This is a genomic window from Sphingomonas echinoides (genome assembly GCF_029623395.1).
In the GTDB taxonomy this organism is placed as follows: Bacteria; Pseudomonadota; Alphaproteobacteria; order Sphingomonadales; family Sphingomonadaceae; genus Sphingomonas; species Sphingomonas echinoides_A.
This window is the reverse complement of the sequence record NZ_JAPYKK010000053.1, coordinates 1-19763: the sequence shown is the minus strand read 5'-3', so window position 1 is coordinate 19763 and position 19763 is coordinate 1. Positions and strand designations below refer to the sequence as shown.

13 protein-coding genes and 1 tRNA gene are annotated in these 19763 nt (G+C 65.1%); 9 read left to right on the top strand and 5 right to left on the bottom strand.

Annotation, left to right across the window (positions count from 1 at the left end; genetic code table 11):
- Positions 1-4 precede the first annotated feature (4 nt).
- A complete protein-coding gene (gene rsmI, locus QBJ92_RS19500) occupies positions 5-838 on the bottom strand; it encodes a 16S rRNA (cytidine(1402)-2'-O)-methyltransferase (RefSeq protein WP_277971349.1) in 834 nt (277 codons plus the stop codon).
- Between the two features lie 11 nt (positions 839-849).
- Here rsmI and QBJ92_RS19495 point away from each other — a divergent pair, with 11 nt between their 5' ends.
- Positions 850-2052: a penicillin-binding protein activator gene (locus QBJ92_RS19495; RefSeq protein WP_277971348.1), complete on the top strand. Its 1203-nt coding sequence runs from the start codon at positions 850-852 to the stop codon at positions 2050-2052.
- A 19-nt stretch (positions 2053-2071) separates the two neighbouring features.
- Here QBJ92_RS19495 and QBJ92_RS19490 read toward each other — a convergent pair whose 3' ends face one another.
- Positions 2072-3817 (bottom strand): M1 family metallopeptidase, encoded by a 1746-nt coding sequence (locus tag QBJ92_RS19490; RefSeq protein ID WP_277971347.1) that lies wholly within the window; start codon positions 3815-3817, stop codon positions 2072-2074.
- Positions 3818-3978: 161 nt separating this feature from the next.
- Between QBJ92_RS19490 and QBJ92_RS19485 the strand changes: the two genes are divergently transcribed.
- Positions 3979-5040 carry a lactonase family protein gene (locus QBJ92_RS19485; RefSeq protein WP_277971346.1) on the top strand — a complete coding sequence of 354 codons (1062 nt, stop codon included), beginning with the start codon at positions 3979-3981 and terminating at the stop codon, positions 5038-5040.
- A 42-nt stretch (positions 5041-5082) separates the two neighbouring features.
- Here the strand turns inward: QBJ92_RS19485 and QBJ92_RS19480 are convergent, their stop codons facing one another.
- Positions 5083-7047 (bottom strand): beta-N-acetylhexosaminidase family protein, encoded by a 1965-nt coding sequence (locus QBJ92_RS19480; RefSeq protein ID WP_277971345.1) that lies wholly within the window; start codon positions 7045-7047, stop codon positions 5083-5085.
- Positions 7048-7327: 280 nt separating this feature from the next.
- On the opposite strand from QBJ92_RS19480, the gene lon reads away from it, so the two are divergent.
- The 3 genes from lon (at position 7328) to QBJ92_RS19465 (ending at position 10405) form a co-directional block, all read left to right on the top strand.
- Positions 7328-9757, top strand: coding sequence for an endopeptidase La (gene lon, locus QBJ92_RS19475; protein ID WP_277971344.1), 2430 nt, complete (start codon positions 7328-7330; stop codon positions 9755-9757).
- Between the two features lie 174 nt (positions 9758-9931).
- Positions 9932-10204, top strand: coding sequence for an HU family DNA-binding protein (locus QBJ92_RS19470; RefSeq protein WP_277971343.1), 273 nt, complete (start codon positions 9932-9934; stop codon positions 10202-10204).
- Positions 10205-10330: 126 nt separating this feature from the next.
- A tRNA-Val gene (locus QBJ92_RS19465) sits at positions 10331-10405 on the top strand.
- Between the two features lie 91 nt (positions 10406-10496).
- On the opposite strand, the gene QBJ92_RS19460 is transcribed toward QBJ92_RS19465, so the two are convergent.
- Complete coding sequence (locus tag QBJ92_RS19460) at positions 10497-10841, bottom strand: hypothetical protein (protein WP_277971342.1); 345 nt, start codon at positions 10839-10841, stop codon at positions 10497-10499.
- 475 nt (positions 10842-11316) lie between these two features.
- Between QBJ92_RS19460 and QBJ92_RS19455 the strand changes: the two genes are divergently transcribed.
- Both QBJ92_RS19455 and QBJ92_RS19450 read left to right on the top strand, forming a co-directional pair.
- The gene (locus tag QBJ92_RS19455) at positions 11317-12933 is read left to right on the top strand and encodes a hypothetical protein (protein ID WP_277971341.1); all 1617 of its coding nucleotides are present in this window, start codon (positions 11317-11319) and stop codon (positions 12931-12933) included.
- A gap of 97 nt (positions 12934-13030) precedes the next feature.
- On the top strand, positions 13031-15820 hold the full coding sequence (locus tag QBJ92_RS19450) for a TonB-dependent receptor domain-containing protein (protein WP_277971340.1): 2790 nt from the start codon (positions 13031-13033) through the stop codon (positions 15818-15820).
- A gap of 53 nt (positions 15821-15873) precedes the next feature.
- Here QBJ92_RS19450 and QBJ92_RS19445 read toward each other — a convergent pair whose 3' ends face one another.
- Positions 15874-16530 carry a prolyl hydroxylase family protein gene (locus QBJ92_RS19445; RefSeq protein ID WP_277971339.1) on the bottom strand — a complete coding sequence of 219 codons (657 nt, stop codon included), beginning with the start codon at positions 16528-16530 and terminating at the stop codon, positions 15874-15876.
- Between the two features lie 127 nt (positions 16531-16657).
- Here QBJ92_RS19445 and QBJ92_RS19440 point away from each other — a divergent pair, with 127 nt between their 5' ends.
- Entirely contained in the window at positions 16658-17536 is an 879-nt protein-coding gene (locus QBJ92_RS19440; RefSeq protein ID WP_277971338.1) for a type II secretion system protein N, read from the top strand.
- Positions 17533-19763 (top strand): type II secretion system secretin GspD (gene gspD / locus QBJ92_RS19435; RefSeq protein ID WP_277971337.1); only part of this gene is annotated, 2231 nt, incomplete at its 3' end. The genes QBJ92_RS19440 and gspD, both read left to right, overlap by 4 nt.

Sequence of the window (19763 nt, the reverse complement as noted above, 5' to 3'; positions counted from 1 at the left end):
TCGCTCACGCCTTCAATTCCAGCGCTCTTGCATATAATGTCTTTCGGTCCAGCCCGAGCTTCTTGGCCACTTCGCTCGCCGCCTGGCCGGTCGACAGCCGAGTGAGTGCTTCGGCCAGCGCGGTGTCGGCGTCCTCGGCGCTGGCGGCTTCGGGCGCACCCGGCGGTGCCACCACCACGACGATCTCGCCCTTGGGCGGAGCGTCGGCGTAGCGCGCGGCGAGCATCGACAGTGTTCCCGTTACCGCTTCCTCGAAATGCTTGGTGATCTCGCGCGTGACCGCCGCCTCGCGGTCGCCGAGCCCCTCGGCCAGCGCCGCCAGCGTCGCCCCGAGCCGTGGGCCGGATTCGTACAGGACCAGCGTTGCGCGGATCGTCGCCACCTCGGCGATCGCGGCGGCGCGCGCCTGCGTTTTGGAGGGCAGGAAACCGACGAACAGGAAACGGTCGGTCGGCAAGCCCGCCAGCGTCAGTGCCGCCACCGCCGCGCACGGCCCCGGGATCGTCCACACCGTATGCCCCGCCGCGCGCGCGTCGCGCACCAGTTTGTAGCCGGGGTCCGAGATCAACGGCGTCCCCGCGTCAGACACCAAAGCGACCGGTTCCATCCCCATCCGCGCGATCAGGCCGGGGCGGACCTCCTCGGCGTTGTGGTCGTGATACGGCACCATCGGGCGCCGGACTCCGATGTGATGCAGCAACTTCGCCGTTACGCGGCTGTCTTCCACCGCAATCACAGCGGCATGGCTCAAGATGTGCGCGGCGCGCGGCGACAGGTCACCGAGATTGCCGATGGGGGTGGCAACGATGTAGAGGCCCGGGGAAAGATCATTGGTCATCAGGAGCGGTCATGGCAGAGCGGGACACAGGGGCGCAACGGCGCAGCGGAATAAGGCGGCTTTCGCAAGCGACGCTGGTGGCGGGTGCGGTCGTGCTCAGCGGGTGCCAGACGGTCGTGCCGCGCGGAGCCGTCCCGCGCCCCGGTCCGGCGGCGCCGCGCCCCAGCAAGCCGCAGCAGCCGGTGGTCGAACAAGGTATCCCCACCGACACCGCACGCCACCGCGTCGCGCTGCTGGTGCCGCTCAGCGGGAATAACGCGGGTGTCGGGCGCAGCCTCGCGAATGCGACTCAGCTCGCGCTGCTTGATTCACGCAACGAATCGGTCCGCATCACGACGTATGACACCGCGCCCGGCGCGGCGGCGGCGGCGCAGCGCGCGTTGTCGGATGGCAACCAGCTGATCCTTGGGCCGTTGCTCGCCGACGACGTCCGGGCGGTCGCGCCGATCGCGCGGCAGGCGCATGTCCCCGTGGTGAGTTATTCGAACGACACGACCGCGGCGGGCAACGGCGTGTACCTGATGGGCTATGTCCCCGCGCAGTCGATCGGCCGCGTGGTTGATTATGCGACCGCGCACGGCGTCAGCAGCTTCGGCGGGCTCGTCCCCAACGGCGTTTACGGCGAGCGTGCGTCCACCGCGTTCCTCCGCGCGGTCGAGGCTGCGGGCGGGCGAGTCGGGTCGCTCCAGACCTATGACCGCGTTACCGGATCGATGGGCGCCGCAATCACGCGGATGGCCAAGAGCGCGCCGTATCAGGCTGTGCTGATCGCCGACGGCGGCAATGCGGCGGCGGCGGGTGTCCCGGTGCTGCGGCGCAACGGGATGGGCGGCGCGCGGATCCTCGGTACCGAATTGTGGAATTCGGACAGTTCGATCGCGAGCAAGCCCGCGCTGGAAGGCGCTTGGTTCGCGAGCGTGTCGGATGGGCTGTATCGGCAATATGCCACCAAATACCGCGCACGCTTCGGGGCGGCACCGTTCCGCCTGTCGAGCCTGGGGTATGATTCGGTGCTGCTGACGATCCGCATCATGCGCGACTGGCCGATGGCGGCGACCTTCCCCGAAGACCGGCTGCGCGATCGCGGTGGTTTCTCCGGGATCGACGGCGCCTTCCGCTTCGGTCGCGACAGCGTCGCCGAGCGCGCGCTGGAAGTGCAGGAGATTCGCGGCGGGACGACGATCACCGTATCGCCCGCGCCCAGCGGGTTCTGAACGGGACCGTTCGCATCGGTCAGTTGCGCGCAGGTGCCGTTTTGCGCACCTGCGCGTCGCGCCAACCCTGATAGCGTTCGACCGCTTCCGAGCGGCGCAGGACGCGCGCGTTCGGATCGATGACGACGTGCGTTCCTGCCGGAACCGCCACGCTGCCGACCCCAGCCGTCATCGGTACCCGGATGATCCGCGATCCGACCTGCACCTCGACGGGCAGCGGGAAGGGGCGCCCGCCTGGCGCGTCCCAGCGCAGCATCAGCCGGCCCGCGCCGCGCGTTTCCACCAGCTGCGGCAGCGCAGCTTGGCGCAAGTAGACGTCGAAGAACCACCCATAGTCCTTCCCGGTGACCCGGCGCACGAAGCGTTCGTATTCGGCGGTGCTGCCATAGCGCGGCGCGAAATTGCCCGGACGCGGATCGAGCCGGCCATAGACCGCGAGCCGCGTCACGTCGCGGAACGCGCGGTCACCGATCAGGTCGCGCAGCGTATGGAGCATCCACGCGCCCTTGTAATAGATGTCCTGCCCGGGGCCGCCCTTGGCGATCTCGTACACCTGCTCCTCGGTGCGGACCGTGCCCGAGACGATCGGCCGCAAGTTGGCGATCCGGTTGCGCTGATCGTCGAGCATGACCGCATAACGCGCTTCGCCCTCGCGCCAGCGGCCGTAGAAGGGCTGCATATATTGCGCGTAGCCTTCGTGGAGCCAGTAATCGTCCCAATCGGCGGCGGTGAGCTGATTGCCGAACCACTCGTGCGCGAATTCGTGCTGGAACAGCCAGTCGAACCCTTCGGGCGCCTGCGCATAGCCGTTGCCGTAAGCGTTGATCGTCTGGTGTTCCATGCCCTTGTGCGGCGTTTCGACCACGCCGACCTTCTCGCCGCCGAACGGGTACGGCCCGATTTTGCTTTCGAAGAAATCGAGCGTCGGGGCGAATTCCGCGAACAGCGCGCGGGCCTGCTCCGCCTCGCCGGGGAGGTACCAGTAGAACATCGGGATCGTGTTGCCGTAGCGGCTTTTGTAGACGCCCGAGATCTCCTCATACGGCCCGACGTTGAGCGCGATGCCGTAGGTCGTCGGGCGCTTGATTCGCCAGTTCCAGCGGGACCGGCCATCGGCAAGCTGATCCACGCCGAGCAGGATGCCGTTGGAGGGTGCCTTGAGGCCCTTGGGTACGGTGATGTGCACCGTGACGACGCCCGGCTTGCCCGACGGAAAGTCGAGGCACGGCCAGAACAGGTCGCAACCGATGCCCTCCGCCGTCGTCGCGAACCACGGCGCACCGTCTGGCGTCTTCGACCAGACCATCCCCGAATCCCACGGCGCGTTGACCGCGACATGCGGTTGCCCGCCGTATACGATCCGCGCGATCACGTGACGTCCGGTCGCTACTTGGCGCGGCAGCGCGATCCGCAACTGGCCTTCAGGGTTGCTCCACGCATCGCGCGGCAGCGGGGTGCCGTCGATCGTGATCGCATCGACCGGGAGGTTGCGGTCCAGATCGACCACGAGCCGATCGAGCGGCGCGCGCGCAGCGAAGTCGAGCGTTGCGACACCGCGCAGCGTCTGCGTATCGGGCAGCACCTCGAACGCGAGGTCGGCCGCGGCGAAGGTGAGTTTCTGCTGGTCGGGATCGATCGGCCCGCCCGACTTCTGCGTCTGGGCCGTGATCGCGGGTTCGCCCTTGCCGGGGAGCGTGTCCTGCGGGTGCGCGGCGGCGACCGACGCCAGAGAGGCCAGCACGACTGCAACCCGAGACACCTTCATGCCGAACCGAACTCCCTTGAAATTCCAGGATCGTGACCGCACGGAAGCGGCCTGCTGGCGTGATACGCACAAACCGGCGCGAACGCACCTGCGTCCGCTGCATTCTCTCCGGTATGGGCCAATCGGGCGGAAGCATTGAGATCGAAGCACAGGATTGCGCCATGACCGACTCCACCGCCGTGCCTGTCCTTGCTGTCGGAACCTATGCCGGCGGCGGCGGGCAGGGGGTGCACCCGCTCTGGCCCGGTGATGGCGAAGGGTGGCGCGTCGGGAACGGCTATAGTGACGCGCCCAACGCATCCTTCAGCGTCCATTTGGCGCGGCATGCGCTGCATTACATCGTCGACGAAGGCGCTGTCGGGCGCGTCGGGGTTTTCCGGCACACGACGGACGGGTGGGACAAGCTCGCCTCGGTCGAAACCGGGGGGAGCGCGCCGTGCCATGTCGCGCTCAATCCCGCCGGGACGCTGCTCGCGGTTGCGAATTACGCGAGCGGTAGCGTGTCGGTAGTTCGGCTGGATCCGCGCAGTGGTTTGCCGGAAGGCACCGTGCACGTCCGCGCCAACCGCGGCATCGGGCCGAACGTCGAACGGCAGGAAGGGCCCCACGCCCACTGGGTCGGGTTCAGCCCGGACGGTCGGTGGTTGTACCAGACCGACCTCGGGACCGACGCAGTGCTTGCCTTTGCGATCGACGCGGCGGGGGCGGTGGGCGAACCGCGCATCGCATACGCTGCGCCGCCGGGGTCCGGGCCACGGCATCTGCTGCTGCATCCGCATCTGCAGGCGCGTTCGTATCTGGTCAGCGAGCTGGCGAGCACCCTGACGACGCTGGACCGCGCCGACGACGGAACGTTCGGCAACCCGCGCATCCAGTCGACGCTGCCCGATGGTTGGACCGGCGAGAGTATCCTTGCGCATGTCGCGATCAACGCTGCCGGGACGCGGCTCTACGTTTCGAACCGGGGGCATGACAGCATCGCAGTGTTCGCTCTGGATGCGGACGGTGTGCCGACCGTGCTGGAGCATATCGCGAGCGGGGGTGCGTATCCCCGATTTTTCCTGTTGCTCGAGGATCGGCAGACGATGGTCGTGGCGCATGAGAAATCGCAGACGGTGACGACGCTCGCAATCGACCAGACGGGGCGGCTGGCGCCAACGGGCGTCGAGCTCGCTATTCCCGGCGTGGCGTATGTGCTCGAAGTTGCGCCTAGCGGCGGGTGATGTCTCGACCCGCCATCTGGGAAACGACGGCCTGACCGACCCTCACTGCGCAATCAGCGAAGGCGCATCCTTCACGAAGCGATCGAGCACACCGTCGGCGATCTTGATCGGTCCGTCGAAGCGAGTCGCGCCGGGGATGCTCTGGACTGCCGCCGCCTGCGCCGCCAACTTGCCGGCATCCGTGAAATAGCGCGAGGCGGCGGTGTTGCCGCTCTCCGCCGCGTCGAGCCCCGCCGCGGTCAACTGCAAGGCGCGGCCCCAGAGCTGCATCGCGTCGAGCCACGGTCGCGCCTGTTGTGCGAAGCTCGGGTCGGCAACCCCTGCGCGAATTGCGTCGGGAGCATTGGTCAACGCGTCGGCCTGCGTGGTCAACGTGGCGATGGCCTTGTGGCATGCGGTCTGGTCGCCGCTGGCGATCGCTTCGCGCACGGCATCCAGCGTCGCCTTCAAGCGCGGGGCTTGTTCCTGCCATGGCTGGCTTCCGAACGTCGGCGCCATATGCTGCGTATCGAAGAAGGTCAGCAACGCAGCGGTTGCGCGCGCATCGCCGCCAGCAAGCTCTCGCGCTGCGAAATGCCACGTCCGCTCGGCATCATAACCGGTGTCGTTCCACGCAAATGCCGCGACACCCGTGACGGCGACTCGGCTCGGTGCCTCCTGATTCATCGGATTGGACAGGATTCCGGTCAGTTCGCCGGAAAGGCCCGCCTCGCGCCGCGCATAGGGCGCAAGCAACAGGCGTCCGGTGGTCTGCGCGTAATCATTGACCGGGTAATTGTCCCACAACAGGGTCTTTCGACCGAACGCCTTGGTCGCCGTCCGCGCATCCGGGATGGAGATCGCGGGCGGGACGACATCGGTGCCGGTCCATTGCACGACGACACGCGGGTCGAGGGTCTTTCTAAGCGCCGCCTTGTAAGGCGTTTCCTTCGCGTCGTAATATTCGGTCGGCACCATGATCAGCGGGCGCGACGCGGGGTCGGTCGCGATCAGATGCGCCTGCACCGCGTTAAGCAGTCGCGCCTGCGCCACCCCTGCGGCCTCGGCGCCGGACGCGCCGAAAGCGGTCTGGTCGCGCGCACAATTCCACTTCTTATATTCGATATCGTCGAGCGCGACGTAGAAGCTGTGCACGCCGATCGTTCGCAGCGCAGCGAACTTGCGCTCGAGCGCTTGCGCATCGGCGGGATCCGAGAAGCAGACCGACGGGCCTGGGGAAACCGCATAGACGAAGTCGACATGGTTGCGCCGCGCGGTCGCAACCAGTGCACCCAGCGATTGCAGCGTCGCGGCGGGATAGGCTTCGCGCCAGCGATCGCGGGCGAAGGGATCGTCCTTCGGACTATAGACGTAGGTGTTCGCCTTGACCGTGGCGAGGAAGTCGAGGTGCTTCGAACGTTCCGCCATCGACCAGGGTTTGCCGTAAAATCCCTCGATGGTGCCGCGGATCGGCATGGCCGGATGATCTTGGACGACGAGCGCTGGAAGCCGTTGTCGCTGGACGAGCTGGCGGAACGTCTGGACCGCATGGAACAGGCCATCGCCATCGTGCCCCGCGAGGGTGACCTTGCCCGCACGCCCGGCAGGAACGATCGCGATGGTATAGCCTTCGGCGTGGTCGTCGACGACGGTTCCGCTGCGACCAAGCGTCGCGCGAATCTGGGGCGCACTAGCCAGCCCGACCAGGATCTGCGTGACATCAGGCCTTGCAGACCGGGTTTTCGCGGTGGTGATCGTTTCGACACCGGCCGACGTCAGGATTTGCCGGAGCAGCGTGAGCGTACCGGCTTCGGTTCCAGGGGCGGCTACCAGTTCCACCGCCTCGCCGAGTGCAAAGCTGCGCGCGCCGAGCGTCATCGATACGGGCGCGGGGAAAATTTCGGGCAGGCGCGACGATGCCGCGTCGGGTTGGGCCGTGGCTGCCGAGGGAGCGATCGTGTTTGCGGCGATGATCGCCAGTGCTGTCGCGAGCGCGGTCAGCGGTCCGAACTTGGCACAACGTCGCATCGCTACTTCCCCGGTATTATTGTGGTCTTATTAAATAACCTAACCTTCTTTAAGCAGATCGGCAACCCGAGCGATCGCGACAGCTCACGATAAAACCAAAATAAGCCCAATCTTTCAATCCGGAGTCGAAAGATCCCGATGCGCAACCATGTCGCGACCGGCTATGACGCGGCATGATGGGGCCATTGCACCGCTGCAAAATCGCGTGACGATTGATGGCGGCGGCGCTAGCCCCATATAAAGGAAGAACGCGCTTGAGTGGCGCGCCCCCGGAGTACCCATGACGCACGTTCCTGCCCCGCATTCTTTCCCCGTCCTGCCGTTGCGCGACATCGTCGTGTTCCCGAGCATGATCGTCCCGTTGTTCGTCGGGCGCGACAAGTCGGTCGCGGCACTCGAGGCGGCGATGGCCGGCGACAAGGAGATCTTCCTCGTCGCGCAGCTCGATCCGGCCCAGGACGATCCCGCCCGCGATGATCTCTACGATATCGGCGTCACCGCGACCGTGCTGCAACTGCTCAAGCTTCCCGACGGGACCGTGCGTGTTCTGGTGGAAGGCAAGCGGCGCGCCTCGCTGACCGAACTCACTGAGACGGAAGGCTATCTCTCCGCGCAGGTCGAGATGATCGACGCTGAGGAAACCGAGGACGAGCCCGCAGCGCCAAGCACGGAAGCCGCGGCTCTCATGCGATCGGTCGTCGACCAGTTCGAGAATTACGCGAAGCTCAACCGCAAGCTGCCCGCTGAAACGGCGGTCCAGTTGGGGGAGATCGAGGAAGCGAGCAAGCTGGCCGACGCGGTTGCTGCGAACATTCAGGTCAAGGTCAGCGACAAGCAGGCGCTGCTAGTGGAGCGTGATCCCGTCAAGCGGCTGGAGATGGTGTTCGCCTTCATGGAAGGCGAGCTCGGCGTCTTGCAGGTCGAGAAGAAGATCAAGTCGCGGGTTAAGCGCCAGATGGAGAAAACCCAGCGCGAATATTATCTTAACGAGCAATTGAAGGCGATCCAGCGCGAACTCGGCAACGAGGGCGAGGAAGGCGAGGGCGACGAGATCGCCGAGCTGACGCAGAAGATTGCTACGCTCAAGCTGTCGAAGGAAGCGCGGACCAAGGCGACGTCGGAGCTGAAAAAGCTCAAGACGATGGCGCCGATGAGCGCTGAGGCGACCGTCGTGCGCAACTACCTCGACGTGCTGCTGGGCTTGCCGTGGGGCAAGAAGTCCAAGATCCGCAAGGATATTTCCGCGGCGCAAGCGGTGCTCGACGAGGACCATTATGCGCTCGAGAAGGTCAAGGACCGGATCATCGAATATCTCGCGGTTCAGGCGCGGACCAACAAGCTGAAGGGGCCGATCCTGTGCCTCGTCGGGCCTCCCGGCGTGGGCAAGACCTCGCTCGGCAAGTCGATCGCGAAGGCGACTGGGCGCGAGTTCATCCGCCAGTCGCTGGGCGGCGTCCGCGACGAGGCGGAAATCCGTGGACATAGAAGGACGTACATCGGCTCGTTGCCGGGCAAGATCGTGACCAACCTCAAGAAGGCCGGCACGTCGAACCCGCTGTTCCTGCTCGATGAGATCGACAAGCTCGGCCAGGACTTCCGCGGCGACCCGGCGTCGGCGCTGCTCGAGGTGCTCGACCCCGAGCAAAATGGTAAGTTTCAGGACCATTATCTCGAGATTGACGTCGATTTGTCCGATATCATGTTCGTAACGACGGCGAATTCGCTCAATTTGCCGCAGGCTTTGCTCGACCGAATGGAGATTATCCGGCTCGAAGGCTATACCGAGGACGAGAAGGTCGAGATTGCCGAGCGCCACCTGATCGCCAAGCAGATCGAGGCGCACGGGTTGAAGCCCGGTGAGTTCACGCTGACCACCGAAGGTCTGCGCGCGCTGATCCAATATTACACACGCGAAGCCGGGGTCCGCACGCTCGAGCGCGAGATCGCCAAGCTCGCGCGCAAGGCGTTGCGCCGGATCCTGGAGAACAAGGACACCGCGATCACGATCACGGCGGACAATCTGTCCGACTTCGCGGGCGTCAAAAAGTATCGCCACGGACTCGGCGAAGAGGAGAATCAGATCGGTGCGGTCACGGGTCTCGCCTGGACCGAGGTCGGCGGCGAGTTGCTCACGATCGAGAGCGTCACCGTGCCGGGTCGCGGTGTGGCCAAGATCACGGGCAAGCTCGGCGACGTGATGAAAGAGTCGATCGAAACCGCCTTCAGCTTCATCAAGGCGCGCTCGCCGTCTTATGGAATCAAGCCGAGCGTGTTCGCACGCAAGGACGTCCATATCCATTTGCCCGAAGGCGCGGTGCCGAAGGACGGTCCGTCGGCGGGAATCGGGATCGTCACCGCGATTATTTCGACGCTGACCGGCGTACCGGTGCGGCGTGACATCGCGATGACCGGCGAGGTGACCTTGCGCGGTCGGGTGCTGCCGATCGGCGGGTTGAAAGAGAAGTTGTTGGCTGCGCTACGGGGCGGAATCACCACCGTATTGATCCCGCAGGAGAACGAGAAAGACCTCGCAGAGATTCCGCATAATATCCTCAATGGTTTGAAGATTGTTCCGGTGTCGCATGTCGACGAAGTCCTTCGTTTGGCGCTGACCGGCCCACTCGAGGCGATCGAATGGAGTGAAGCGGATGATCTCGCGGCGCAGCCCCCAGCAGGGGTTCCGGCAGTTGGGGGTGAAGTGCATCATTGATGCACTTCACCCGGCGCTGAGGTCTTACGCGGCAATCGGATGGTCGCATTCGGCAAAGCGCTGACAGCAAAAGCCTACTTTTTGTTTTGACAGCCCCCCCGGTACCCGCCTTTATGCGCGGCGGTCCGGTGGGCTGGTACTCATTTTTCTAATTGTAACGGGGGTTTGGTGGCGATGAACAAGCAAGAGCTGATCACAACGGTAGCCGATACGTCGGGACTGACGAAGGGCGATGCGAGCAAAGCCGTCGAAGCCGTGTTCGACGCCGTCTCGGCTGCGCTCAAGGCAGGCGACGAAGTCCGTTTGGTCGGGTTCGGAACGTTCTCCGTCAGCAAGCGCAAGGCGTCGACCGGTCGCAACCCCCGCACCGGCGAACCGATGACGATCAAGGCTTCGTCGCAGCCCAAGTTCAAGGCCGGCAAGGGTCTGAAGGACTCGGTCAACTAAGATCCTGCGTTTTTCCTGACGGCAGCGCTTGCAAAGCGCGGTTCGACCGGATTAAGGACGCATGCAACGGGGCGGCGTCGGCCGCCCCGATCCGTTTCGCCGGTCGCCAAGCGTGACACAGGCAACGGGCGCGTAGCTCAGTGGTAGAGCACACCCTTCACACGGGTGGGGTCGCAGGTTCAATCCCTGCCGCGCCCACCATTAGAAAAGGCCACCAGCTCGGCGAGTTGGTGGCCTTTTTCATACAAACCGCGATCCTGGTATACGCCAAGAACGGGGCGTTAACCGAGCGTTACAAGTATGTTTCGGTAATAGCGTCGATGTTGCGCTTTAGGATCCGATATGGCTCCTCGCTTCGATCCAGTCCGCGCGTGGACGCCTGTAAAACAATCAACGCTGCCCGTATGCCGTCAGCGAACGATGGACCGTCGACCGGGTCACTGGCGAGAAACTTCTCAAACTTGCGCGCCGCCGAGATAATCTCCTCCGGGACCGCCGTTGGGCGCGTTTGCAGCGCGATACCAATCGCTCGCTCTCGCGCGTAGTTGAAGGTCTTCGCAGGCTGCTGGGCCGAAATTGGCACATCGCGATCATTCGTGTCGTGCGCCGGCTCAGCCAAACTTGCCGTATCGTCCACTGTCATTCTCCCTGCGGCGTTAGTACTGTTAGGCGAGGGCCGCCGCCCCGCGCGCGGCATGAGGCAGGGAAAAGAAGCCGACCGCTATAAGTAGCGTGTCGAGCCGTTGCGACCGGACCGTCTCAGGTAGCCAGCCGGTGTTTTCAGAAGAATCGTCGGTGTCCCGATCGTGCTCTTGCAGGGATGAGATTCATCTATCCTCCGGGAGCGCCGTCGAACGCGCCTGGCGCGGTCGTCCATCAAGCAACGGCCCATGAAACGGCAGCATCGTGGGTCAGTTGATTTGGAACTGGTGGAAAGTCCGTCAGGTGGAGCGTCATCGATCCGAAACATCAGTGTCACGAATCTGACCCTAAACCCACATCAAGCCGTCATCTCCCGTCCCTAACGGCAGCGTCAGGGTCGATAAGGGGGTTCCGAATCGATCAGGGCAAAAATGCCCTCGCACAACGATTATCGTATTCGGGAGTGACCAATGGCCAACTTCAACCGTTTCAGCACCGTTCTTCTGGTGACCACCGCCGCCGCTGCACTGGGCGCGTGCAGTGGCGCGAACGACGTGGCATCGCCGGGCGCCGGGACGGTCGTCATCACGCCCGCGCCGACCCCGACGCCAGCGCCCACGCCGACACCGACGCCGACCGCAGCGATCACTGCCGCGCAGTTCGCCGCCGTCACGCCGGTCAATGGCATTTCGATCACCGCGGACGAGCAACTCGCGATCGTCAACGCCGGCACAAACAACAATGTCAGCGGCACCAACATGCTCAACGGCGTGTACCCGACGACCGCGGCATCGCTGACGACCGCGCTCGACCCGTCGACGATCAACAGCTTCTTCACCAGCACCAACTATGTCGGCGCGCTCAACGGGCCGACCGATACCGCCTTCCAGGGCTGGACCTGCAATTCGACGTCGGCGGAATTCGGCGGCAGCGGCGCGCGCTGCACCGCGGTTCCGGCGGTCGGCACGGGCGGTTCGACGGCGGCATGCCCGACCGGCACGACCGACGACGGCTTGGTCCAGACGTTCCGCGCCTGCCGCCTGCCGTCGGTCATCAGCGGCACGCTCAACCTGCCGAAGATCGCGGGCGTGTTCTACCGCCTGCGCGGCCAGACCGAAGTCGGGACCGACGTCGGCACGACCGGCGCGGATAACAACGCAGTGCTCAACATCGAGCCGGGCGTCGTGATCGCGGCGGATTCGTCCGAGACGACCAACGACCTGCTGCTCGTCAATCGCGGGTCGAAGATCAACGCGGTCGGCACGGTCGCCAACCCGATCATTTTCACCTCGCAGCAGAACCTCACCAGCAACGGCGTCAGCGATGCGACGCAGGGCCAGTGGGGCGGCGTGATCATTCTCGGTCGCGCACCGGTCGGCGTCTGCGCCACCGGCACCGGGCCGAACAATGCGGCGGGCAGCAGCACGACCTGCCAGCAGGCGATCGAAGGCGTCACCGGGCGCTTTTATGGTGGCCCAACGGCCGCCGACAGCAGCGGCAAACTCCAGTATGTCCAGATCCGCTACAGCGGCATCGCGATCAGCGACGGCAACGAACTGCAGGGCCTGACGCTCGGCGGCACCGGGTCGGGCACGACGATCGACCACGTCCAGAGCCACAATTCGGCGGATGACGGCGTCGAGATCTTCGGCGGCACGACCAACATGAAGTATATGGTGATGACCGGCGCCGACGATGACGGCTTCGACATCGACAACGGCTTCCGCGGCTTCATCCAGTTCATGATCACCGCACAGCGCACGATCGGCGCGACCGCCGACTCCTTCTCGACCGAGATCGACTCGAACAACGCCGAGGACCTGCTGCCGCGCACCTTCGGCCGCTACGCCAACTTCACCTTCCTCCAGACCGCGCTCGCCCCGGCAGCGATCCGTCTGCGTGGCGGTGCGGACATGACCTTCGTCAACGGCGTGGTGAAGACCCCGGCGACCGTCGCATGCATCAACCTGATTGCGGGCGAGCAGACCGCGGGTGGTCGCACGACGATCCGTCCGGCCGATGCCGCGCTGCAGGATGTCGGGCCGCCGGTGTTCAACTCGATCTACTTCTCCTGCCAAGGTCGCTGAACGCTAGCCTCGGGACCATCGCCAAGTTGATGCCGGGGCGGCCGCTTACGCGCCGCCCCGGCATTTGCCTATGAAAATTCGATCGGGAATACAGGCCATGCAGAAGCGCCTTGCCTTCGGGACACTCCTTCTTCTTACTTCCACGTTGGTGTCGCCCGCGGCGCTTGCGCAGACCGCTCCGGCCCCCGCCGCGACTACGCCACCACCCGCTGCCGCACCTTCGGCGCAGAGCGCGGGTGATCCGGTGGCCACCCCCGCCGCCGACCAGGCGGGTGACCCCGAGCAGCAGGTCGAAGTCTCGGCGCCCGGCATGGACACCAGCCAGGGCGCCGACATCGTCGTCGTCGGGCGCAACATTCCCAACGTCATCCGTTCCACCCCGCAGATCGTGTCGGTCCTGTCGGGCGCGGACATCGCGCGGACCGGCGAAGGCGACATCGCGGGCGCGCTCGCGCACGTCGCTGGCCTCAGCGTCGTCGGCGGCGGGTTCGTCTATGTGCGTGGGCTTGGTGATCGCTATTCGTCGTCGATGCTCAATGGCTCGCCCTTGCCGAGCCCCGAGCCGCTGCGGCGTTCGGTCCCGCTCGACATTTTTCCGACGACGATCGTCGGGTCGGCGCTGGTGCAGAAGACCTACTCGGTCAACTATCCGGGCGAGTTCGGCGGCGGCGTCATCAACCTGACGACCAAGGCGATCCCCAAGAAGGACTTTATCTCGCTCGGCGGATCGATCGCGGCGGACACCGTGACGACCAGCGAGCTCGGCTATACCTACGCGGGCGGGCGCAGCGACTGGACCGGCTATGACGACGGCACGCGCACCGTGCCCGACTTCATTAAGAATGCACCCGGCGGGACGGGCATCATCCCGAGCGACCAGGTCGCCAAGCTCACCAACGCGCGGACGACGCTGCTCCAGCGCAACAACAGCCTGCCAGCGAACTTCTCCGGCGAGATCAGCGGCGGCAAGGTGATCGACCTCGGCAGCGATCGGATCGGCGTGATCGCCTCGGCGAGCGCGAGCAACACCTTCCGCACGCGCCTGACGCAGCAGCAGGATTCGGTCTCGCCCGACGGGACGCTGCGCAACGACTATAACACGTTGCTGACCGACAACCGGATCGTCGCCAACGCGCTGCTCGGGCTGGGTTATGAGTTCGGCCCCAACACGATCCGCGCGACCGGCGTCTATATCCACGACACCCTTAAGCAGGGGCGTGGATCGACCGCGATCGTCTACAACAATTCTAGCGGCCGCCGTTTCCAGCAGAACACCAACTGGTTCGAGCGTCAGCTGATCGAAGGTCAGGCTGTCGGCGAGTTCAAGGTAACCGACGCGCTGCATCTCGACGTTCGTGGCGCCTATGCCAATTCGAAGCGGAATGCGCCGTACGAGCGGCAGTTCGATTATCTCTGCTCGAACGTGACGACGACCGGCCTGCCGATCCAGACCACGCAGCAGAACGGCATCGGCGGCGCGCGGTGCGATGGCGCGTATCAGGCGACGCGGCGCTTTTCGCCGTTCGCGTCGATCATCTTCAGCGAACTCGACGAGGATCTGTACAGCGCGCAGGGCGACCTGACTTACAAGCTCGATCTCGGGCGGCCGGTCACGCTTTCGACGGGCTATTATTATTCTGGGACCGACCGCACTTCGACCCGCCTGCAGTTCAACTATCAGACCGCGGACGGCGGTGGCACTGCGCCGGCCTATCCGTGGAACCTGTTGCGGCCGGATTATCTGGTCGGGGCGGATTCGATCGCTGCGAACAACCTGCAACTCCAGTTCGGGACGCCGCTCGGCGCCTATGCCTATGATGCCAAGCTGAACATCCATGCGGGGTATGGTCAGGTCGAGGCCGAGTTGCTCGATGGCGTGCGCGGTACGGTCGGCGTGCGCTACGAGACCGCGGACGAACGCGTTACGCCGATCGGTACGGCCACGACGCGGCTGAACAACGATTACTTCCTGCCAGCCCTCACGCTGACGTGGAATTTCCGCAACAACATGCAGCTGCGCGCGAGCGGGTCCAAGACGATTTCGCGTCCGCAGTTCCGCGAACTGGCACCACAGCAGTTCCGCGATCCGGAGTCGGATCGCCTGTTCTTCGGTAACCCGCTGCTGCGCGATTCGGAGCTGTACAATTACGAGGGCCGCTTCGAATGGTTCTTCGCGCGTGACCAGCGCTTCACGCTCGGCGGTTTCTACAAGCTGATCAAGAATCCGGTCGAGCAGGTCGGTTTCTACACCGGTGCAGATGACCGGTTGCAGACCGGTTTCACCAACCTGCCGAAGGCGAAGCTGTACGGTGCCGAAGTCGAGCTGCAGAAATATTTCCCGCTCGATTTCCTCGACAGCACCTTCTTCACGACCCGGCGCGCGCTGTTCATCGCGAACTACACCTATTCCAAGTCGAAGATCACCGCGGACAGCAGCTGCGTGCCCAACGTGCTCAACCAGACGCTGGGCGGGTGTGGCGCGGGCTTCGGTCCGGCCAATCTCCAGTTCCGCAACGGTGCGCCGCTGACCGGGCAGTCCGAACATCTCGTCAACGTCCAGGTCGGGCTGGAGGACAAGGCGTCGCTGTCGCAGATCACGCTGCTCTTCAATTACGCGAGCGACCGCGTGACCAACCGCGGCCCATCCAACCTGAGCGGCACCGGGTTCCAGCCGGACATCATTGAGAAGCCGGGCATCCGGCTCGATCTCGTCGCGCGGCAGGGGTTCAAGGTCGCCGGCGGGCAGTGGGAGCTCAAGGCCGAGGCGCGCAACCTGACCGGGACGCGCTATCAGGAAGGCCAGACCTTCAGCAACGGCAACCAGGTGTTCGTCAACCGCTACCGTCTTGGTCGTATCCTGTCGCTCGGGTTGAGCACGACCTTCTGATGCGGCGTCCCCCTCGCGCCCGTATCGTCACTGGCGCGGGGGGAGGGCCGCGATCATCCCCAGGGCCGTTCGCGATACCATTTGGTGATGACGTATTTCGTCCCCGCGCGGACTTTCATCCCGTGATGCAGCGTTGCTGGGTTGAGCGTCCCGTCGGGGCGGCGGTTGTTCCACGCGAGCAGCTTGCCCGTTTCGGGCTGGACGATCTTGTCGATCGCTTTGAACCGAGTCGCACCCCCCGCTTCGGGCTGGTTGAGATAGATCATCACGGTCCAGGTGCGGTTGCCCGCAATGCCGCAATAGCGCGGATAGTCGATGCCATCGGGCTCGAAATAATCGGTATGGCCTTTGAACTCCTGGCCGACCGCATAGCGTTGCCCCTGGATCGGCTCGCCGTGGATAGGATCGAGCCCGGTCAGCGCGGTGATCCGCGCGTTGAGGTCGATCGTCAGCGCATCGTGCGGATCGAGGTCGCCGGTCTCGCTCGTGCGGAAGGCGGCATCGCCATTGGCATCGGACAGCGTCGAGGGCCGCCGCGTCGCATCGACCGACTCGCACAGGGCGGCGCACATAGCCGGATCGAGAAAGCCGCGCTTGATGAACAGCGTAAGCTTGGGGCTCGGCACGCGCTGAACGCCGGGTTGCGCGATCAAATGCGCGACCAGTGCGTCCGCGGGCATTCCCGAACCGTAGTTTGGCGGGGTCGTCATCCGGTGTCTTCTGCCCAAATCGCCGGGTATTATCCACCTTTGCGTCGTGCCATATGCGCTTAACTGCTATGTCGCCGGACTGTAACGCTTGCCGCCTAGCAGGGTCGTGATCGAGGAAGATGTGCGGATGCGTTTGGTTTTGGATGCGCGGGCGCGGGCCATTCTGCGACGCCTTCCGGTGACGACGGTGTATACCGGGGTCGAACTCGTTCTGATCGCGGTGCTCGCGCTGCAATGCGCGCGGCTGGTGTACGCCGTGGTGACGCCGGTTGGTCCGGTCGGAATCTGGCGACCCGAACAGGGCGTGATCCCCGGGTCGCCGCAAGCGTTGCTGCGCGGCTTCGATCCGTTTTTCCGCGTCAGTGGCGGGGATGCCGCCGGACCCGCCGCCGTGACGACGTTGCAGCTCACCCTGTACGGCACCCGGATCGACGAGGCGCAGGGCGGCGGATCGGCGATCATCGCGGGTGCCGACGGCGTTCAGCAGAGCATCGGCGTCGGCCAGGAGATTTCGCCGGGCGTCATCCTCAAGGCGGTCGCGTTCGACCATGTCTCGATCGAGCGGGGCGGGCGAAGCGAAGATCTGTTCATCACGCAGGCCGAACAGGCGCCCGCTCCAGCGGTCGTACCGGCAGGGGCGCCGCTGGTCGGCGGAGGGGACGCACCCGCGTCGGCAGGCGCACCGCCACCGCCGCTTCCGAACGCGACGCCCAGTCCGCAGGGCATTTCCGCCGCACAGGTGCGCAGCGACATCGGCTTCATTCCGCGGATCGACGGCGGCAAGGTCAGTGGGTTGACCGTGCGGTCGCAAGGATCCGGCGCAGCGTTCCGCGCGGCGGGGTTGCGTGATGGCGACATCGTGACGCAAATCGGCGGGCGTCCGGTCAGCGGTCAGGCCGATCTCGAGCGGCTCGGTCCGCAACTTGCCCGTGGCGGCGCCATATCCCTGTTGGTCGAACGCGGCGGACAGGTCGTTCCTCTTACCCTTACGATTGCGGGTCAATGAAAAGACTGATTCTCCGGCCCGTACTGGCTTCCGTCCTCGCGCTGACGTGCGCCGGGGCCGCGACTGCGCAGCAGACGATGAACGTGCGCGACGCCGACATTCGCGCGTTCATCGCGGATGCCGCGCGGGTGACCGGGCGGACCTTCATCATCGATGCGCGCGTGCAGGGCAAGGTGACGGTCGTCACCGATCACCCGGTGAGCAAGTCGCAATATTTCGAGATCTTCCTGTCGACGCTGCGCGCCAACGGGCTGGTCGCGGTACCGACCACCAACGGCAGCTTCCGCATCCAGCCGATCGATAACGCCGCATCGCAACCGAGCCGCGTCGGCGCGCGCGGGGCGCAGAGCAACAGCTTCGTCACCGAGATCGTCCGGTTGCGCTCGGTCGACGCACAGTCGGCGGTGGATACGGTGCGCGCGCTGGTGTCCCCGCAAGGCACGGTGTCCGCCAATCGCAGCGGCAACACGCTCGTGATCGTCGACTTCGCCGACAACGTCCGGCGCGTGCGCGAAGTGCTGCGGCGGATCGATACCAACAATGCCTCGACTCGCGTGGTGGCGCTCAAGAACGCCGGTGCGCGCGAGATCGCGACCGCGCTCCAGTCGCTCGCCGGGCAGGGCGGCGGCGGGGGCGGCGCAGGAAACACCGGCGGGGGTGCTGCGGCACCGAGCAGCAACGGTACCAGCGTGGTCGCGGTACAAAGCTCCAACTCGGTGGCGATCAGCGGCGATGCTTCGACCGTGGCGCGGCTCGTCGCGGTCGCGGAGGACCTCGATCGGCGCGCCAAGAACGGCACCGAGATCAAGGTGATCTTCCTCGAGAATGCCGATGCCGAGCAATTGCTGCCGGTGTTGCAGCAGCTCGTCGGGCAGACGCCGTCGCCGATCACCAACCAGCAATTGTCCCAGTCCAATTTCGGCAACAACAGCCAGAACGGCAGCAACGGGAATAATTCGTCGCAGCGCCAGGCCAATACCCCGGCGGTGCAGCAGGATACGACCGCGCCCGGCAGTACGGCGGGGCAGGCCGCGATCAGTACGCAGGGTGGGCGCACCGCCGCGGTCGTCACGCGCTTCGTCGGGGCGAATGCGATCGTCATCGCCGCGCCCGCGGAGGTGCAGCGGCAATTGTCGGAGGTCGTGCGCCAGCTCGACACCCGGCGCGAACAGGTCTTGGTCGAGGCGATCGTCGCCGAAGTGTCCGACCAGGTTGCGAGCCAACTCGGCGCACAATTCGCGATCGGCAATCTGAAGGGCGGGGTGTTCGCGGCGTCGAGCTTCTCCAACACCGCGCCGAGCCTGTTGACGATCGCGGGCGCGGTCGCGGCGCGGCAGCTCAACACGACGACGACGACGATCAACGGCGCGACCGTCACCACCAGCACCAACAGCACGGTCAGCGATACGCTCGCCCAGTCCGCGCTGAGTTCGATCCTCGGCGCGAGCGGCGGGTTCGGCGGGTTTGGCGGCAAGATCGGCGACACGATCTTCGCGTCGATCATCAACGCGGTGAAGAGCGACACGACGTCGAACCTGTTGCAGGTCCCGCATCTGGTGATGCTCGACAATCAGGAGGCGCACAGCCTCGTCGGCCAGGAAATCCCGATCACCACGGGGCAGGCGCTGTCGAACAATTTCGACAATGCCTTCCGCACCACCCAGCGCCAGAATGTCGGCATCGAACTGACGGTGCGTCCGCAGGTCAATTCGAGCGGGACGGTGAAGCTCAACCTCCGGTTGGAAGTCAGCTCGATCGCAGGGCCGGTATCGAGCGACAATAGCGACCTGATTCTCAACAAGCGCGAGGTCGAGACGGTCCGCACGGTCGACGATGGCGATATTGCGGTGATCAGCGGGTTGCTCGACGACAATGAGCGGCGGACGATCCAGAAGATCCCGTTGCTCGGGGACATTCCGGCGCTCGGCAATCTGTTCCGGTCCAAGGCGAAGTCGCGGACCAAGACCAATCTGATGATCTTCATCCGGCCGACCATCTTGCGCACCGCCGACGACAGCCGGAAGCTGACCGAACAGCGCTACGGTTATTTGCGGTTGCAGCAAGGGTTGCAGGACCCTGATGCGGAGCCGTCGATCGACCAGCTGGTGCGGGAGTATCTGGGCGCGGCCCCGCCGATCCCGAGCGCACCGGTGCTGGGCAACGTCGACGATCCAAGGATCGCGCTGCCGATCCAGCGGAATTCGACGATGGTCATTCGTCCGAGGGG

Bases quoted from the DNA above. Each gene is read 5' to 3' on its own strand.
- QBJ92_RS19450 (WP_277971340.1), top strand. From the start codon at position 13,031: ATGCAGAAGCGCCTTGCCTTCGGGACACTCCTTCTTCTTACTTCCACG.
- rsmI (WP_277971349.1), bottom strand. From the start codon at position 838: ATGACCAATGATCTTTCCCCGGGCCTCTACATCGTTGCCACCCCCATC.
- QBJ92_RS19445 (WP_277971339.1), bottom strand. From the start codon at position 16,530: ATGACGACCCCGCCAAACTACGGTTCGGGAATGCCCGCGGACGCACTG.
- QBJ92_RS19485 (WP_277971346.1), top strand. From the start codon at position 3,979: ATGACCGACTCCACCGCCGTGCCTGTCCTTGCTGTCGGAACCTATGCC.
- lon (WP_277971344.1), top strand. From the start codon at position 7,328: ATGACGCACGTTCCTGCCCCGCATTCTTTCCCCGTCCTGCCGTTGCGC.
- QBJ92_RS19495 (WP_277971348.1), top strand. From the start codon at position 850: ATGGCAGAGCGGGACACAGGGGCGCAACGGCGCAGCGGAATAAGGCGG.
- QBJ92_RS19455 (WP_277971341.1), top strand. From the start codon at position 11,317: ATGGCCAACTTCAACCGTTTCAGCACCGTTCTTCTGGTGACCACCGCC.
- QBJ92_RS19470 (WP_277971343.1), top strand. From the start codon at position 9,932: ATGAACAAGCAAGAGCTGATCACAACGGTAGCCGATACGTCGGGACTG.
- QBJ92_RS19490 (WP_277971347.1), bottom strand. From the start codon at position 3,817: ATGAAGGTGTCTCGGGTTGCAGTCGTGCTGGCCTCTCTGGCGTCGGTC.
- QBJ92_RS19440 (WP_277971338.1), top strand. From the start codon at position 16,658: ATGCGTTTGGTTTTGGATGCGCGGGCGCGGGCCATTCTGCGACGCCTT.
- QBJ92_RS19480 (WP_277971345.1), bottom strand. From the start codon at position 7,047: ATGCGACGTTGTGCCAAGTTCGGACCGCTGACCGCGCTCGCGACAGCA.